The sequence below is a fragment of the Trinickia fusca genome, assembly GCF_003628145.1.
Classification (GTDB): Bacteria; Pseudomonadota; Gammaproteobacteria; order Burkholderiales; family Burkholderiaceae; genus Trinickia; species Trinickia fusca.
Genome location: NZ_RBZV01000006.1, coordinates 92,374 through 110,771, shown reverse-complemented (window position 1 = coordinate 110,771; position 18,398 = coordinate 92,374). Strand labels below are relative to the sequence as shown.

The following is an 18,398-nucleotide window of genomic DNA, read 5'->3' as shown; positions in this document are numbered from 1 at the left end:
GCGAGGCGCAATCATGTACGAACAAAGCAAAGCGGCCAAGCGCCGCTATCGTGACGGCGATTTTCTGTGCCGGTACTTCGTCGGCGACGGCATCGATGTCGGTGCCGGGCCGGATACGCTCGGGCGCTATCTACCGCTGTTCCCGGCGTTGCGGTCGGTGCGCGGGTGGGACTTGCCCGACGGCGACGCGCAATTGCTCGCGGGCGTGGCGGACGGGAGCTTCGACTTCCTCCACTCGTCGCATTGCCTCGAGCACATGCGCGATCCCGCCGAGGCCCTCGCGAATTGGATTCGCGTCGTCAAGCCCAATGGCTACCTCGTCGTGAGCGTACCCGACGAGGACATGTACGAGCAGGGCGTGTTTCCGAGCCGCTTCAATCCCGACCACAAGTGGACGTTCACGATCCACAAGGATGCGGGCATGAGCTGGTCGCCGCGCTCGGTCAATGTGCTCGATCTCGTGACTAAGATGTCGGGCGCCGTCGAGGTCGAGCGGATTCAGCTCGTGCGCGAGTTCTTCGACAACCGGATGGCCGACCAGGATCAGACGTTGCAGCCGAATGCCGAATGCGCGATCGAGATCGTGCTGCGCAAGCGGCTGGGCACGGCGCCGCGCCAGGCCACGGCGACGCCCGAGGCCGCTGGCACTGGCACTGGCACTGGCACTGGCACTGGCGCGCGGGTGCCGTCATCGAATGGTTCGTCGCAACTGGGCCGTTTCGATGCGCCGCTCGGCCGTGAGGCGCTGGCGTTGCTCGAAGGCGGGCACCGCGACGCGAGCGAGCGCAAGGCGCTCGAGGCGCTGCTGAAGGAGCCGAACGACTGCGTCGCCATGGACGTGCTCGAACGCCTCTACCTCGATTCGGCGCGCTATGCCCAGTGCGCCGACATTCTGGAGCGGCTCCTCACTCATACGCCGGACAATCCGGCCGCCTGGAACAACCTGGGCTGCTGTTACGGCGAGCTGAGGCGGTTTCCGCAAGCGCGAGCGGCGTTCGAGAACGCGGTTCGGGCCGATCCGGCTTACCTGACGGCCTACGGCGGGCTCGCAGCGATGCGTTATTCGATGGGCGACGCGGCGGGGGCGGAAGCAGCGTATCGCGAGGTGCTGTCGCGCTCGCCCGAACACTTCGATTCGCGCGTCAACATTGCCAATTGCCTGATTGCGATGGAGAAGGCCGACGCGGCACAAGCGTTCGTCGACGAAGCCTGCACGAAGCTGCTGCCGGATTTGACGAAACCGGCTGACGTCTCGCTTGCAGCCCCGGGGCAGGGCTTGAATGCGCCTTATCGGAGCCGCATCGAGAACCGGCCGATCTTCGAAAGCATGCATGCGCGGCTCGGCATGGCGCTGCTCGCGCTCGGCCGGACGACGGAAGGCTTGCGATTGCTCGAATGGCGACTCGGCAGCGCGTTCGTGCCGGGCTTCGACGCGCGCCGCGCGAAGCGCATGTGGCGCGGTGAGCCGCTGCGCGGGAAGCGCTTGCTGCTGTTGTGGGAACAGGGCTATGGCGATGTCTTCCAAGGGCTGCGGCATGTTCGTCGTCTGGCGGCGATGGCCGATTGCGTCCTGCTGCCTGCCGATGCATCGGTGCGCGCATTGTTCGAAACGAGCTTCGCCGACTTGGGCGAGAAGATCGTCATTTGCGATTGGCGGGAGGAGCCCGCTGCGTTCGACTACTACGTCTCGATTCTGAGTCTGCACCATCGCGTGAACGAACTCGGCGTGGCGCAACCGGAGGCCGTGGGCGCGTATCTGTCGTGCGACGCCGACACCGTCGCGCGTTTCCGGTCGCATCGCCTTGCGGAGAACGCCCTGGCCGTGGGGATCGTCTACGCGGGCAAGCCCGAGATGCTGCTCGATGGTCAGCGCTCGCTCGCTGAGCCCATCGTCAGAACGTTGACGGCGCCGCTTCCGGGCGTGCGCTTCTACAGCTTGCAGGTGGGGCCGCGTGCGAACGACTGCGCGGCGCTGGCGGTGGCGAACGGCGTGGTCGACTGGTCGGTGATGCTCGACAGCTTCGCCGCCACCGCTGCGGCGATGAAAGCGCTCGACGTCGTGATCTGCGTCGATACCGCCTCCGTGCATCTGGCGGGCGCGCTCGGCATGCCGGCGATCCTGCTCAATCGCTTCGGCAGCGAATATCGCTGGCAGCTGTTGCGCGATGACGGCGTTTGGTACGCGTCTGTCGAGCAGGTTCGGCAGAAGACGCTGAACGATTGGAGCGGGGCGGTCGCTGAGGCGCGCGAGCGTCTGGCACAACATTCGGTATCACGCGGGTGTGATGCGCGCGTGCCGGGCGAAACGCTGGCCCCGACCGAGCGCGGGCGCGCTGACGCGCTTGAACGGCTGAAGGCGATCGAGTTGGCCTTGGGCGCCTCGAAACTCGACGAGGCACGCCCGTTGATCGACGCGTACCTCCTGGACCATCCTGACTCGACGAAGGCGCTTTGCCATGCTGGCGCGCTCGAGCTGTTGTCGGCAAACGCTGCTGCGGCTCGCGGCTACCTGGATCGCGCGATCGAGCTGCGCCCGGACTATGCGGTGGCGTACAGCAACCGCGCGGCCGCGCGCGCCGAAGACGACCCGGCGCGGGAAGACGACATGGTGCGAGCGGTGGCGTGCGACCCGGCGTTCCATACGGGCTGGGCCAATCTGGCACGGCTGCGCCGGCAGAAGGGCAATACGGCACAGGCGTTCGAACATGCGTGCCGCGCTGCACAACTCGCGCCGACGCAGCCGGACATCGTGCTGTTGAGCGCCGAAATCGCGTTGGACGCCGGCGAGTTCGAAGCGTCCCTTCGCCGGTTCGAATGGTTGCGCGATCAACACCCGGAGCTTCCCGAAAGCCATGCCAATCTGATCCCGGCCCATGCCGCGCTGGAGCGGCGCGACGATGCCCAGGCGGACCTCGACAAAGCGCTCGAGCTCGACCCGACACATGCCGGGGCGCTGAACAACGGCATCCAGTTTTATCTGCGCACGCAGCAGTACGACAAGGCGCTCGCGCTCGCGCGCCGCTATGTGGAGGCACATTCCGAGCTGGCGGGCTCGCACGTGATGCTCGGGCTCGTCTATCACCACCTCAAATCGTACGAGCCGGCCGAAGCGGCGCTCAAGCGTGCGCTCGACATCGAGCCTGAGCACATGGAGGCGCTGTTCGCGCTCGGCACCGTTCTCGAGCGCGTCGATCGCCTGGGCGAATCGGAAGAGGCGCTGCGGCGCGCGCTGACGATTCGTCGCGACTACCGCGTGCTAGTCAATCTGGCGGTGACGATGAACCGGCAGCAACGCTACGATGAGGCGCGGCGCTTGAACAGCGAGGCACTGGCCGCGTCGGGCGAGAAGATGAAGAAGGAGTTGCAGCCGCGCATGGCCACGGTGCGGCAAACGATGGCGACGCAACCCTTCCGCGCCGAACTGCAAACGATCGATCTGGGCTTCGGCCCGGATTGGAACAACGCGTTGATCTCGCTCGCCGAGGGCGATTACGCGAGCGGGTTCGCCGGTTACGAAGTCCGTCAGGAGCACCAGACCGTCAGCGGCATGACGGGCGACGAATATCGAACGTTGCTCTGGCGCGGCGAGCCGCTCGACGGCAAACGCATCCTGTTGCTCCCCGAACAAGGGTATGGCGACGTGATCCAGTTCCTGCGCTATCTGCCCGAGCTCAAGCGGCGCGGGGCGACGGTGCTCGTCGGCGCGTCGGCTCCGCTCGCGCGGCTGCTCGAGATTACGCCTGGCGTCGATCAGACCGTGCCGCTCGATGATTCGCGCCGCCCGCCGTTCGACTATCTGTGCCCGCTCATGAGTCTCGCACACCGGCTTGGCGTGTCGACGACGGCTGATCTGCGCCCGGCGTTTCCGTACCTGCGTGCGCCAGAGGGCGCGCGAGCGGCATGGCGCGAGCGCTTCCCGGCGATGACAGGACTGCGAAGGATCGGCGTCGTCTGGGCGGGACGCAAGATCTACCCGGCCGACCGGCTTCGTTCGATTCCGCTCGCTGAAATGCGCGGGGCGTTGGCACAGGTGCCGGGCATTTTGTGGGTCAGCCTTCAGGTCGGCGATTGTGCACCGGAGGCGGAGGACTGGCCCGGGATGGTCGACGTGAGTGACGAACTCGTCGATTTCGCGGAAACGGCGGCGCTCGTCGAGCAACTGGATCTCGTCATCACCGTGGATACGGCCGTGGCTCATCTGGCTGCCGCGCTGGGCAAACCCGTCTGGATGCTGAATCGGATTTCGACGGATTGGCGCTGGGGAGCTCGGGCCGCGACGACCGGCTGGTATCCGAGCATGCGCATCTTTCGGCAGAAGCTGCATCTGAGCTGGGTGGAACCGCTCGAAGAGCTGGCGCAAGCATTGACGAGCTGGAGGCGGGACGAGCATGTCGCCATACCGGCCGACGTGTCGACCGATGTGAGATGAGCAACCTCCCGGATCTGGCGGCCGTCCCGCCCGGCGCGCTCGTTGAGGCAGCCAGAGAACGCATGGCGCGTCATCCGGACGATATGGCCGTCCTCGCGCGCTACGCGGATCTTTGCCTGCAGGCGGGGCAGGGAGGCAGCATCGTGGACTGGCTCGAGCGGCTTGCCTCGCAACCCGTCGACGGTCATCGCTGGCGCAACAATCTGGCCGCGATCCTGTTTCAGCAGCAACGGCACGAAGAGGCGCTGCATCATCTGCGTTTGCTCACGGCCGCCGAGCCCGGCTATGGATCGGGCTGGCGCAATCTCCTCGCCATGCTCAGGCAACTTGACCACGACGATGAATATCGCGCAACGGTCTTGGAGGCGTTTCGGCGCCATCCAGGACGGATCGAGTTCCTTGTCGCCTATGCGCAACTGGGCGAGGACGACTGTCCCGGCTCGGGAATACCGCTGCTGCGCGAAGGGTGGCGCAGCGCGAAGAATGGACGGCATACGCCGGAGGAAGCCGATACGGTTGCTGTGGCGCTTGCCCGGGCAGCCTGGCGTCTCGGTCTGGATCATGAACGTATCGACGTCTTGAGCGAAGCCGCGGCGCGCGGCGCCTTCTCGCACAGGCTGTACGAGTGGGAGGCGCGCAAGCGTGCGGCATGTCACGCCGTTGCGGGACACTATCCGACGCTGCGGGAGTTGCCGCAGGTGCCGAACTGGGTTCCTTGGGAGCTGGCGCTGGCCTTGCTGTCCGATGAGCGCTGGCAGGACGGTTTCGCGACATATGAAAGCCGCCTGCTCTGGTGGGGCCATGATGCGGGGTGGACGGACGAGCAGGTCGATCGGGTGTGGCGTGGGGAAAATCTCTCCGGAAAAACGGTGCTCGTGATGGGCGAGCAGGGCTATGGCGACCAGATGCAGTTCTTGCGTTTCGCGCCACGGCTCAAGGCGCTTGGCGCCGCGAAGGTCGTGTTCGGGACTAACAGGCCTTTGGCGCGCCTGGCGGCCACGGTCGCGGGCGTGGACGACGTCATCGCGTTCGGCGATTCGATCCCGGCGTTCGACTGGCATGTGCCGTTGTGCAGCTTGCCGCACCGTCTCGGCGTTGCCGGTTCGGCCGACTTCGACTTCGCTGCCGAGCCCTATATTCGAGTGCCTGATGCGCTTTGCCGCGCATGGTGCGATCGGGTGTCCTCACAGCTCGTTCCACATCGGCCTTCCGGTGCGCGACGGCTGCGTGTCGGCCTATGCTGGGCCGGCAAGCACACGCACGTCGAGGATGCGCGGCGCTCGCTGTCGTTCGATTCGCTCAGGCCGCTCATCGACCGATTCGCGGGGACCATCGACTGGGTTCGTGTCCAACCGGGTCTGTCGGAGGACACGCAAGGCATCTGTTGCGCGGATCGTGGCGTGAGAGATTTTCTGGATTTGGCCGGCTTGCTTGCCGGCCTCGACTTGCTGATCACAATCGATTCCGCACCCGTCCATGTTGCAGGCGCGATGGGACTCCCAGTCTGGCTTCTCAATCGGCGATTCGGCGATTGGCGCTGGCCAGCCCGCCAATCGGGGAGCCGCTGGTACGGCTTGGTTCGCGTCTTTCACCAATCTGTCGCCGATGACTGGCGGGACCCCATCGAGCGCATTGCACGGGAATTGACTCACATTGTTACTCGGCCAATAGCGAGCTAGCTGGCCATGGAAGATATCGCCAAGACACGGTCGTTTTCGCGCTCCAAGCATGCCGGGACTGTGAATTTTTGCAAATTCCCGGTCCGGTGCTACATCTTGTTTCAGTTTTCACTGGTTTATATACAATCGTCCGGCATTATTTCTCTACACTTCATTTCGAAGCATTGGGGCGATATTTCGAATGTGGTGGCGAAATGATCGTGAATTTAATTGATTCGATGGATATGGGGAATTAATGTGAATCTCAAGTCGGCCTTCGGTATTTTGATCGTCTTCGGCTCCGTCCTGGCTAGTTCGGCTCAGGCCGATCCATGGACGGCCTATAACCACCCGGGATGGTCGGACTCCCATCCATGGCGTGCCTATGACAACGCTCGTGTCGATAACCAAAATCGGAGGATCAACCACGAACTCTGGAATGGTGAGATAACGCCGCAGCAGGCCCGTGCCGAGCACGGGGAAGTCCACTCCATCTTGGAGGAGGAACGCGCAGACGCACGAGCAAACGGCACTTCACATCTGGACCAGCTGCAACAGCAACAAATCAATCGGCAATTGAACGGTGTCAGCGATCAAATCGGCTATTGAGGTTTATATTTAAATTTTTGATCATCGAAGAAGCTTGTCGCCTCGATGCTTTTTGCCGGAGGGCATATGCCTAAGGTTAATGCTGTCATAGTGGTTATTGGATTCATCGCGCTAGCGACGCTAGGTGGATGTGTCGTTAGTCCCGTCACAGGTCTCGTTTGCCCTCCGGGCTCACACCCGGGGCCCTATGGCCACCATTGCTGGGCAGACTGAAAAGGCGCCACGCTACCCAAGGTCTTTTTTTAAAGTTTTTAGTTCGTAGTGCTTAGAAATTCTCAACCGAGAAGGAGAGTAGGAAATGAAAGTCAAGAGCGTTGCAGCAATTCTCGTGTCCATCGGCCTCAGCGGGGCGGTTCTTTCTGCGTGCGCGCAAGTTCCGCCGCCGCCCGAGCAGGACATCAGCGCTGGCCGCCATCCTCATCTGGCTGCTGCACAGGCCCATATCCAGAGTGCTTATAACGAACTGCGCGCAGCTCAGGCAGCCAACGAATACCAATTGGGTGGGCATGCGGATTCCGCGGAGCACCTGCTGGACCAGGCGAGTTACGAAGTGAAGCAAGCCGCGAGGGCGGCAAACGCACGTTAAGCACGCTCGCCAAGTCGTCTTGACTTGGCGTTCGATGCGAAAACGGCCTCGGCGTGGCGCAAGGTGTGGCAATCCCGCTGGGGCCGAAAAGCGCAAACAGCATCGTCCGGTGCGCCAGTAGGAAGCCGTGCGATCGTGCGGGATTTAATGGGGTGGTCAGCCCGCCCCGTACTCTTTGGGTTCGTCAGCGTCCTGCGGAAGATCGGCCACGACATCGAGCCTATAGCCTTGTCCGTAGACGGGCGTCAGCTTCACGCCGTTCTCCGAGCGTAATTCGAGCTTGATGCGAATTCTCGACATATGCGTGTCGAGCGTGCGCGAGATGGATTCGGGGCCGTGCCCCCAGATCGCCCCACCGATATGCTCGCGCGAGAGCACGCGGCCGATGTGCTGAAAGAGCAGCAGCGTCAGGTCGAACTCCTTGCAGGTCAGCTCGACGGGCTCGTCGCGCAGGTAGCAGCAGCGGCTTTTCGGGTCGACTCGGTATTTACCCGCGGCAATCACGCGGTCCGCTTGCGCAGATTCGAGGTTGATGCGGCGCTGCAACGCAGTAATGCGAGCGAGCAGCTCGGCACCCCGGATCGGCTTGACCATGTAGTCGTCGGCTCCGGCCGTGAGCCCCGCCACGATGTCGACCTCGAGCGCACGGCTGGTCAGGAAGACGATCGGGACATGCACGCTCAAGTTTGCGCGCGCCCACGCCGTGACCTCGTAGCCGGTGACGCCGGGGGTCCGCCAGTCGAGCAGCAGCAGATCGAACGTCTCACGCTTCAACTGCCGGATCAGGACGCTGCCATCGCCGAAAGCGCTGCATTCGTGGCCTTCGCCACGCAGGACTCCGCTAATGCGCTGGGATTGTTCCGGGTCATCTTCCAGTAAGGCAATCTTCATATTCATTCTCGAGGGCAACACGGACCAATACGTCTCGTCGGTTTGCGCATGCGTTGAGCAATGTTTTACAGGAGTACTGAGAGAATTTACGCTGCGCGCGGATCTAGTGAGGCGCAGTGAAATCATCGCACGATAAATGGAAATTGACGATGCGTGTGACGCGATTCTCCGGGTAATCGAGAGGTTTCCGCGCTCGGTGATGAAAAAGGTACCGGTCCCATCAATTAGCACTGCTTGTGGTGGTGGCGGTCAATTGACAATTCTTCGCATTGTTGCCAGGCGGCGACGCGATTATAGAAATACCTCGAACGAGAAATATGCGCGGTGTGAACGTGAGACTTACGCGTCGACCCTCCGCACACCCAACCCGCTCGCGCGACACATGCGCCCAAGGGATGGGGAAGCCGCATCTCCGAACAAATTCCACTACAAACGAGTTGGTGATGAAAGAGCTTTTCCTAAGTGCGCGCATTCGCGGGCAGGGTCTGCCTTGGTCGCGTGCCGGGCAGTCCGCGTGGGTCGCACTCGCCGCGAGTGTCGCCGTATCCAGCGCGTGTCCTGCGCTCGCACAGCAAGCGCAGCGCCCGGATGCCGGACAACTGCTGCGCGAGAACGTACCTGCCTTGCCGCAACCCTCGCAAGGGCGAAGCCAGGGCGTGACGGAACCGCCGGCGCCTGCTGAGCCCACCGAGGGTAAGGGGGGCGCGACGGTATTCGTCAGGATGATTCATTTCAAGGGCAACGCCCACATCGAGGAAGCCGCTTTGCGCCGCGCCATTCCGCAGATCGCCGGGACGGAGGAGAAGTCAGCGACGCTCGGCGAACTCGACGCACTCGCCAGCGCGGTCACGCATCTCTATCGCCAGCAAGGCTACCTCGCCGCGCTTGCCTACGTGCCGCGCCAGGCTGTGACGGACGGCGTCGTGACGATCGCGGTGCTCGAAGGCCAGCTCGATCGGACCCGCATCGGTGAGCACGCGAGCTATGCCCCTGAACGGCTGCTCCGTTTCGAGAACGAGGCGCTCTGCGGCCGTACGATGCCCGATTGCGTGGGCACGGGGCTCACGCGCGACCGGCTCGACCGCGCGCTCGGCGTCGTCGCTGATCTGCCCGGCGTGGCGAGCACGTCCGGCACGCTTGCCCCCGGTTCGCTAGAAGGCACGACCAATTTCACGCTGAATGCGGAGCCGGGCCAGAGAGTCGTCGCGGCACTCGGCGTCGACGACTTCGGCAACAAATACACGGGGCGTACGCGCGGAACGGCCGACGTGCGCTGGAACAATCCGCTCGGCATCGGCGACCTCGCCACCGCGGATATGGTGACGTCGGGGCGGGGCGCAACGGCCGGCACCGTCGACTACAGCCTGCCGGTCGGCTACGACGGCTGGCGTGTCGGTCTCGACTACGCGCATTTTCTTTACACGCTCGGCGCGCCGTTCGACGTCACGAACGCGCACGGCCGAGGCGACACGGCGATGGCCTACGCGACTTACCCGCTGGTACGGCACCCGAACAACACCCTGACGGGGCGCGTGAGCGGCGGCGTCAAATGGCTTGTCGACGACGTGACCGACATCACGACGAGAAAGCGGGAGCAGCTCGTTGGCTTGAGCCTCGACGGCAATGCTCTCGACGGGCTCGGCGGCGGGGGCGCCACCGCATACAGCGCGTCAGTCACGCAAGGCAACCTCGTTTATGGCGGCACGCCGTTGGCCGCGGGCATGCCCAACGCGGCAGGCCGTTTCAGCAAGCTCAACGCGAACGTTTCGCGCGACCAGACGCTCGCCTATTTCGGCGCGACGCGCCGCCTGAGCCTTTACGGCGCGATGCAGGGACAACTCTCGAGCACGAACCTCGATTCGGCCGAAAAGCTCTACCTCGGGGGCCCGAGCGGTGTGCGCGGCTATCCGGTCGGCGAAGCGCCCGGCGATGAGGGTGTGCTCGCGACGCTCGAACTGCGCTATTCGATCGCCACGCCGCTCGTGGGCGGCAGCGATGTGACGTTCTCCGTATTTCGCGACGAAGGATGGATCGACGTGAACCACAGCCCGTGGACCGGCTACAGCGGGCCCGCGCACCGCACGCTCGGCGGCACGGGGATCGGTGTCGAGCTGCGCCGCAGGGACCGCTATCAAGTCAACGTCATGTGGGCGATGCGCGATGCAGGCGGAGAGCGCGATACCTCGGAGCCCGACTCGCGCAGCTGGTTATGGCTGCAAGCACGAGTCTTCTTCTGAGTCCGAGCCGGGAAACCAATCATGAATCAACATCTTTTTCGTCTCGTATTCAGCAAGAGGAGCGGCTGCCTCACGGCGGTCGCGGAGACAGCGCGAGGACGTGGAAAGGGCGGCGCGCGAGCAGGCTCAGCAGGGGGCGCTAGCGCAGTTGCGCGCTTGCTTGCGGCTCGGCGCTTCGCGATGCGCTCGATCAGCTTGGCTGCCGCGCTGGCAATGGGAACGCTCGTGGCAGGGCTTGCGCAGGCGCAGACGCTGCCGACTGGAGGTGCGATCGTGGGTGGCCGCGGAGGCATCGCCACATCGGGCACCCAGATGACGGTCACGCAGAACACGCCGAAGCTTTCGATCAATTGGAACAGCTTCAACATCGGGGCCGGCAACACCGTCGTGTTCCAGCAACCGTCGGCGAGCTCGGTGGCGCTGAACACCGTGCTGGGCGGTAGCCGCTCGGAAATCTACGGCAGCTTGCAGGCGAATGGGCAGGTGTTTCTCGTCAATCCGGCCGGCGTGCTGTTCGGCCGGACGGCCGAGGTGAACGTCGGCGGGTTGTTTGCGACGACCAAGACCATCAGCGAGGCTGATTTCGAGGCCGGCAACTATCGGTTTACCGGTACAGGAGCTGGGGTACCGGGCGAGGTGATCAATCAGGGCAGCCTGAAGGCCGTGAACGGCGGATTCATCGTACTGGCGGCGGATCGCGTCACGAACCTGGGCACGATCAGCGCGACGGGCGGCACGGCAGCGCTGGCGGCTGGCGCGAACGTCACCCTCGCGCTCGACAACGCCGGGCGAACGAACGTGCAGGTCGACGGTACGACGCTGAACGCGCTGATCGCCAATCAAGGCTTGATCGCGGCCGACGGCGGCCAGGTCGTGCTGACGGCGCGTGGGCGCGACATGCTGCAAGGAAGCGTCATGAATCTGTCGGGCGTGCTGCGGGCGCACTCGATCGGCACGAAAAACGGCCAGGTGATCCTCGATGGCGGCGACGCACCGGACGCGGGTACCGTCGTGCTGAAGGATGCGACCGTCGACGTGACCGGACTGAACGCGGGGGAGCACGGCGGTAACGTGACGATCACGGGCGCGGACATCGCGTTGCTCGGCGGCACGACGATCGACGCACGTGGGGACGCGGGCGGCGGCAACGTGCGCGTGGGCGGCGATTTTCATGGAGCGGGTACGCTGGCGCATGCGCAGACGACGACGGTCGGGCCGGACGTATCGATCGACGCGTCGGCCACCGGCCACGGAAACGGCGGTACGGTGGTGCTCTGGTCCGACGAGCGTACCGACTTTGCCGGCAGCGTAGCGGCGCGCGGTGGATCGTTCGGAGGCGACGGTGGATGGGTGGAGGTGTCGGGCAAGCAAGACCTCGTGTTTCATCCCGTGCAGCCCGTGGATCTGCGTGCACCGTATGGCGTTTGGGGCACGTTGCTGCTCGATCCGCTGAACATCTCCATCGTCAGCGGCGCGGCGGGAGGTAGCACGAGCGCTCAGGTCGACGCGCTGAATTCGTCGACGAACGGAACGATCACCGACGGCCAGCTCTCCGCCGAGCTCGCGAGCAGCAACGTCGTGCTCAGCGCGAGCAATACGATCAGCGATGCGGCGAACGTGAACGTGAACGGGGCAGGCGCGCTGACGCTGAATGCGGCCAACGTGAATCTCTCCGGCACGTACCATGTCGGCGGCGGCATCACGTCGACGATCACCGGCACCGGCACGCTCAGCGGAAACATCGCAGGGGCCGGCAACCTGACGCTCAATGGCGGAAGCTGGACCGTCACGGAGCCGAACCTGACGGGCGCTTTCACGGCGAATAATACGACTGTTTCGCTCGGCAGCCTCAACGGCGTATCGTCGGCGACGTTCGTGAACTCGACGCTGAATCTCGCGCCGTACGGCAGCTATACGTTCGGTTCTCAGTTGACGATGAACAATTCGTCGATCACTACCGCTTGCTTTACTTGCGGCGACACCTATACGTCGGTGAATTCGCCCGTGCGATGGATTGGGACGGGCAGCGTTACGATGTCCGGCAATCAATACCAACAGGGGCTGACGTTCATGTCCGGCTTTACCGGATCGGGGAACGTCACGGTCTTCACGGCGGACGGCTACCGAAGCCTCTTGGACATCTACGGCCCGATGGCGAACTTCTCGGGCACGATCAACGCCTCGAGCGGCGGCGGAGCGTACTGGGTCCAGATCAATTCCCCGGACGGTTGGGGCACGGGCACGCTGAACGTGACGGGCGGAAACGTTTCGGTCAACTACGCCAACAACACCGATTTCCGTTTGCCGTATTACGGCAGTACGGCCCCGGTCAATGAGCCGACGGCGAAGCTGAACGTGACGGGAGGCACATTCTTTACCGGCTCGAATATGACCATTGGCGCGCTGACCGGCACCTCGGGCGGGACGATCAACATGTCGGGCGCGGGCACCACGCTTACCGCAGGCTTGGCGAACGGCGGCGCGGATTTGTTCGGCGGCTCGCTCACGGGCCCCGGCAACTTCGTCAAGGCCGGCACGGGCACGCAAATCTTCACCGGGAACAACACCTATACAGGTACGACGCTCGTCAGCGCCGGTACGCTCCAGGTCGGTAACGATGGCACGACCGGTAACTTGGGCACGGGCGTGGTGACGGACAACGGCAACCTGGTCTTCGATTTTTCCAACACGCAGAATCTGAGCAGCCTCGTGAGCAATGCTGCGGGAATCTCGGGCACGGGCAACGTTGCTGCATTCATCGGCGGCGGCTTGAATGTCGATCGCCTCATCAAGCTGACGGGTGCTGCGAGCAGCCTGAATCTCGAGGCTGGCGTGACGCAGCCCGCGGGCACGGCGAGCGGGGGAGACGTTACGTTGAGCGTGCCGGTCAGTGTCGGGGCGAACGGGACAGTGACGATCTTCTCGGGCAATCCGAACACCGCGACATTGGATGCGCGGATCAGCGGAGCGACGGGCAGCGCCCGATACAAGACCTACGATGCGTCAGCAAGTAGCACATCCGGCGCGGTGGCGGGCACGCGTAACTACTACTACCGCGCGGCACCCGTCGCCACCGTGTCGAACCTCACGGCCACGAAGGCTTACGACGGCACGACGCAAGCCGCCACAGCGGTGAACTACGCGAATGCCTCGCTGGGAGGCGCCATCGATGGCGACACGTTCAGCGGCACGACTGGGATGGACTTCGCGCACGCCGTCTACAACACCTCGCAGGTCGGCTCGAACCTCACGGTGACGACGCCTTTTTCCGGCGCCACGACGTACACGAGCGGCGGCGTGACGTGGAATGCTGCTGGCTACAACCGTACGCTCGTCGAGGGGCCGAGCCCGAACATCAACATCACGCCGCGCGCAGTCACGGTGACGGCGAGCTCCGATACGAAGGTGTACGACGGCACGACGTCGAGCAGTCAAAGCGTGACGAATATCAACGGCCTCGTGGCGGGTGACAGCCTGACGGGACTGACCCAGGCGTTTACGTCACCCAATGCACAGGGTCCGTACAATTCGACGCTCGTCGTCAATGGCAGCGGCGTGGGGGTGAGCGGCAGCAACGGCAGCACGTTGGCCGACTACAGCATCGCTTATGCGAATGCCGCCGGCACGATCGTGCCGCGTGACCTGACGATCGATCTCGGCGCGGTCATGAAGGTGTATGACGCGACGAACGTCGCGTATGCGAACGGCGGCATCGTCGAGCCGGCGACGAGCACGACGGGGCTCGTCGCCGGCGACACGGTCACGAGCATCACCGGCACGGGGGCGTATAACAGCGCCCACGTGATCGACGCGACGTCGGCAACGTTCAAGATGTCCGACATGAATGTCGCGTTGAGCCGCAGCGACCTGTCGAACTATCGCGTGATCTTGGTGCAGCCGACCCAGGCCATGATCGAACCGCGTCCGCTGACCGTGACGCTCGATAACGTGAACAAGGTTTACGACGGGACGACGGCGGCCACGATCGAAGGTGCCACCGCAGCGAATCTGGCTCCGGGCGATCAACTGGCCGGCGTGACGGGCACCGGCGACTACAACAGCAAGGACGTCGAAACGGCGAGCACGGCCACGTTCGACTCCGCCACCGTGAACGTGAGCTTCGCCGGGACGGGCAGGCCAAGTGACTATGCCATCGTGCTACCGAGCCCGACGGTAGGCGGCAGCATCAGCCCGCTGACGATTCCGGCCGTGACGGGCATCACCGCGAACGACAAGGTCTACGACGGCACGACGGCAGCCACGCTGAACAAGCTGCAGGCCGGCATCCCTTGCTTGTTGCCGGGCGACCAGGTTTTCGTCGCATCGGCCGACGGCACCTTCGGCACGCCGGACGTGGGGCAGAACAAGCCTGTCTTCGTCTCGAACATCACGCTCGGCGGTGCCGACGCGGGCAACTACGTGTTGGCCGATCGGACCGCGCGGACCTCGGCGAGCATCGCTTCGTCGTATATGGTGTGGTTGCGCGTGGCCCCTGTCGAGGTCGTCCCGGCGCCGGCCGGTTCGACTCAAACGGCGTCGGGCGGAGCGGAGCCGGGGGCGCGCGTCGAGCCTGGTCGATCGAATCTGGTGGCTGCTCCCTGGGGATGGAACGAGTCTGCCTCGAGAGGCGTGGACGACGCGCGCGACGCCGGGCAACAAGCGAGCGAGACTGCGACCGCGAGTGCGCCCGACGACAAGATCTCTGTCACCCAAAGCCCTGAGTCCGCCACGCTTGCGCAGCGGGGGGCGGTGCCTACCAAGCTTTATTGCGCGAAGGGAGGCATGCGCGTGCCACCGGGCGCCAAGGCACTGCCGATCGACGATTGTCCGCAGCCGATGTTGCGCTAGTCACGAATCGATGACGAATCGATTCAACGCGACGCGTCGGCCGGCTCGACAGTCACGACGTCCGGCCCCGTGTCGCTGCTGCCGTTGCCGTCCTTGAACTGGATCGACCAATCCGCATGGCCCTGGTACGGCAGCCGGGCCAGCGCGCTCTTCACCAGATAGGGGATCGCGCTGGCCGGGTCGGTGTCCCGCTCGCGCCGCGACGCCGTCACCTTGTAGACCTCTCGGCCACTGCTTCCCTCGAAGAAGCGTAGCGTCAGTGAGTGAACGGTCGAACCGGAGCTTCGCGACCCACTCGCCCGCGCAGCCGGGTCGGCGCATCCGTCGCTTGCCGCGCACTCGGCGCGTGCGACGACGACCCCGGCGCCACGCGCCTCATAGGTGAGCGACACGAGATAGTGCGCAGTGTCGGCCGGTGCTGCCATGAATCCTTGCCGTGCCAGTTCTTCGCGCACGAGCGCCTCATAACGGATTTGAACCGGCCCGACGTCGCGCGACAGCGCACGGGTGCGCGCGAGCGCGTAGGTCCGCTCGCCGTCGGCAAACCCGGACGAGGCCGTTGCATGCACATCGGTTCTCACGTCGGCACAGCCCGCCAACATCCCCACCAACGCTGCCACCGCGATGGCGGCAGGCATGAAGCCTTTCCTCATGGTCCTCCTTTCTCTGGTTTTTCCGGCCTTGGCGATGTCCGAGATTTCAGGCGGCCGGTTCGCTCGACAACGGTAGCGAGACGATCAACGTCGTGCCCTTGCCGATCTGACTCTCGACCGACACCTCGCCACCGTGCCGCGCGACGACGGTCTGCACGAACGCCATGCCGAGACCGGTACCGCTCACCTGGGGTTGCGCCGGCGTGCGAAAACGCCGGAAACGCTCGAACAGATGGGTTTGCGCTTGCGGTGTAATGCCATAGCCCTGGTCGCGGATCGTGCATTGCACGCGCGAGGGTGTCTGCTCCTTCGTCTCGACGGTGCACGCAACGCGCGTATTGGCGGGACTGTACTTGATCGCGTTGTTCAGGATGTTGACGAGCGTACGCGTCATCAGAGACCGATCGACGCGGACCCAATGCTCGTGGCCGAGGAACTGCATGTCGAACTCGATCCGTTTCGCTCGCGCTTGAGGCCATACCTCGTCGCTCGCGTCGATCACGAGATCGGGGAAATTCACTGGTTCGAATACATAGACTTGCGATTCCGCGCGGGCCAACTGCACGAAATCGTCGGAGAGCTTCAGCGTGCGCTGCGCATACCGTTCGACGCGCGTGAGCACATCGCGCACGCGGTCGGAGTCGGCCCGCGCCTGCTCGACCTCGACGAGCGCGAGAATCGATGCTTGCGGCGAGCGCATGTCGTGCGAGAGCCAGCGCAGCGCTTCCTCGCGCTGCCGCTCGGCGGCATGCAGCGCCGTCACGTTGACGAGCCCCGCGATCCATCCTGTGATCTCGCCCTGCGCATTGCGGCACTTCGCGTAACGCAGCAGGTGATCACGCTCGTTTCGGTCGCGCACTTCGACGCCGCACTCCAGTATCGATTCATGGCCAGGACGTCTCGGATCGAGCAACGTAGGCCAGTTGGCGCGCGCGTAGGCGTCGATGCCAGGCGTTTCGTCGACCGTCTTGACCAGCTCGAGGCCGCTGAGCGCGGAGCAGAGCGTTCGGCCGTCCGGCGAGGGCGCACCCAGCGCCAGAAAATGCGTGCGTGCCGCTTGATTCGCGAGCAACACGACGCCGCGTCGATCCGATACGAGAATCGGCTCGGGAACGCCGTTCAAACTGTCCCAGACGAAGCGCCTCATGTCCTTCACGCGCTCCGACGCCCGCGACATCAGCGCGATGTGCTGCTCGAGCACGTCGCCGGCAAATTCCGGCGGCGGGCTCGATGCTTCCGGCAGCAGGCATGGCTCGTCGGCGAGCTGTTGCAGCGCGCCGCGCAGGTACGACATCGTCATTTCTAGCCGTCGCCAGTTCCAGAGCAGGTAGACGACGACCATCCCGGCAATCGCCGGTACCGGCGACAGCCAGATGTGTACGGTGTGGAGTAATGCCGCGCTGATTGTCGCCATCGCCACGCAGAGAAGACCCGTCAGCAGCAACGAGCGGCGGGGCGACAACACGAGAAAGCCCGCCAGCATCGCGCCGAACGGCAAGATCGAGGCAAGAAACAACGCAAGCCCGCCGACCAGATAGATCTCACGCGCCGTCAACAGCGTGTCGAGCAAATTGGCGTGCACGAGCACGCCAGGCATCGGCCCCAATTCGCCCGACGCAGGCGTGGCGAAAAGATCGTAAAGGCCGGCCGCGGTCGCGCCGATGAAGACGATCTTGCCGCGCAGCATCTCGGGCGGGACCTCGCCGTTCAACACGCGCGCGAACGATACTCTCGGGTATGACGCCGAAAACCGGCTGCTGAACGGAATCAGAACACGTGTGTCAGTGTCGCTCGACCGGGCCGGATCGATAGCACTGGGTGAACCCTGTAGCGGAGGCGCGATCTTGACCGTGCCGTGCCTGATCGCTTCGAAGACGGGCACGACGAGTTCGGGCCAGGGCGTCTGCCCATCGTGCTCGGTCAGCGCGACACTGCGCACGATCCCGTCGGGGTCGACTTCGAGATTGATATGGCCGAGCGCGGCGCTCGCTTTCGCGAGGGGCGCGACCGGCGCTTGCGTCACGCGACTGCCATCGCGCGCCTCGGGCGACAGCAGCACCGGCAGGTACGTCGGCACGGCGGCCATCGCCTTGGCCAGCGCCGCGTCATGTTCCGACGGCTCGGTGAACAGCACGTCGTAGACGACGGCGGCAGGGCGGGCTTTCGCCAATGCGCCGATCAGTCGTGCATGCACATCGCGCGGCCAGGGCCAGCGCCCGAGCCGCGCGATGCTCTCGTTGTCGATTTCCAGAATCACGATGTCGGGCGACACGGGGCACGATTGAAGGCGCAGGAGCCGATCGTAGACGAACCAGCCGGCGCCGGTCGCCAAATGACCGACCGAGGTGATGAGGATCGTGGCGAGCCCGAGGGAGCCTATCGCAAACCACTCGGTGAAAAAACGCCGCCCGCCAGGCCGGCTGAACCGAAAGATGCGCCCGAGCCAGGCGAACGGCGTGCGTGGGTCGAAGTTCATGCGGGTGCCCC

General features: G+C 64.4%; 9 protein-coding genes and 1 pseudogene. 7 read left to right on the top strand and 3 right to left on the bottom strand.

Annotated elements, in window-relative coordinates:
- Nucleotides 1–13 precede the first annotated feature (13 nt).
- From D7S89_RS16075 to D7S89_RS16060, 4 genes are all read left to right on the top strand, one after another.
- Nucleotides 14–4,429: a tetratricopeptide repeat protein gene (locus D7S89_RS16075; protein WP_121278722.1), complete on the top strand. Its 4,416-nt coding sequence runs from the start codon at nucleotides 14–16 to the stop codon at nucleotides 4,427–4,429.
- Nucleotides 4,426–6,108, top strand: a complete 1,683-nt coding sequence (locus tag D7S89_RS16070; protein WP_425470824.1) for a hypothetical protein — start codon at nucleotides 4,426–4,428, stop codon at nucleotides 6,106–6,108. The genes D7S89_RS16075 and D7S89_RS16070 overlap by 4 nt, the downstream gene beginning before the upstream one ends.
- A gap of 237 nt (nucleotides 6,109–6,345) precedes the next feature.
- Entirely contained in the window at nucleotides 6,346–6,696 is a 351-nt protein-coding gene (locus D7S89_RS16065; RefSeq protein ID WP_121278720.1) for a hypothetical protein, read from the top strand.
- Nucleotides 6,697–6,994: 298 nt separating this feature from the next.
- Entirely contained in the window at nucleotides 6,995–7,282 is a 288-nt protein-coding gene (locus D7S89_RS16060) for a hypothetical protein (RefSeq protein ID WP_121278718.1), read from the top strand.
- Between the two features lie 156 nt (nucleotides 7,283–7,438).
- Here D7S89_RS16060 and D7S89_RS16055 read toward each other — a convergent pair whose 3' ends face one another.
- On the bottom strand, nucleotides 7,439–8,173 hold the full coding sequence (locus D7S89_RS16055) for a response regulator transcription factor (protein WP_121279009.1): 735 nt from the start codon (nucleotides 8,171–8,173) through the stop codon (nucleotides 7,439–7,441).
- 443 nt (nucleotides 8,174–8,616) lie between these two features.
- Here D7S89_RS16055 and D7S89_RS16050 point away from each other — a divergent pair, with 443 nt between their 5' ends.
- The 3 genes and pseudogenes from D7S89_RS16050 to D7S89_RS16045 all read left to right on the top strand — a co-directional run bounded on the left by D7S89_RS16050 (nucleotide 8,617) and on the right by D7S89_RS16045 (nucleotide 15,258).
- On the top strand, nucleotides 8,617–10,410 hold the full coding sequence (locus D7S89_RS16050) for a ShlB/FhaC/HecB family hemolysin secretion/activation protein (protein WP_183085223.1): 1,794 nt from the start codon (nucleotides 8,617–8,619) through the stop codon (nucleotides 10,408–10,410).
- Between the two features lie 21 nt (nucleotides 10,411–10,431).
- Nucleotides 10,432–10,563 (top strand): annotated as a pseudogene (locus D7S89_RS28310) (ESPR-type extended signal peptide-containing protein); the annotation flags it as partial.
- Between the two features lie 27 nt (nucleotides 10,564–10,590).
- Complete coding sequence (locus D7S89_RS16045) at nucleotides 10,591–15,258, top strand: beta strand repeat-containing protein (RefSeq protein ID WP_245982966.1); 4,668 nt, start codon at nucleotides 10,591–10,593, stop codon at nucleotides 15,256–15,258.
- Nucleotides 15,259–15,281: 23 nt separating this feature from the next.
- Here the strand turns inward: D7S89_RS16045 and D7S89_RS16040 are convergent, their stop codons facing one another.
- The gene (locus D7S89_RS16040; protein WP_183085222.1) at nucleotides 15,282–15,896 is read right to left on the bottom strand and encodes a DUF4136 domain-containing protein; all 615 of its coding nucleotides are present in this window, start codon (nucleotides 15,894–15,896) and stop codon (nucleotides 15,282–15,284) included.
- Nucleotides 15,897–15,957: 61 nt separating this feature from the next.
- Nucleotides 15,958–18,387 carry a CHASE2 domain-containing protein gene (locus D7S89_RS16035; protein WP_121278709.1) on the bottom strand — a complete coding sequence of 810 codons (2,430 nt, stop codon included), beginning with the start codon at nucleotides 18,385–18,387 and terminating at the stop codon, nucleotides 15,958–15,960.
- Nucleotides 18,388–18,398 lie beyond the last annotated feature (11 nt).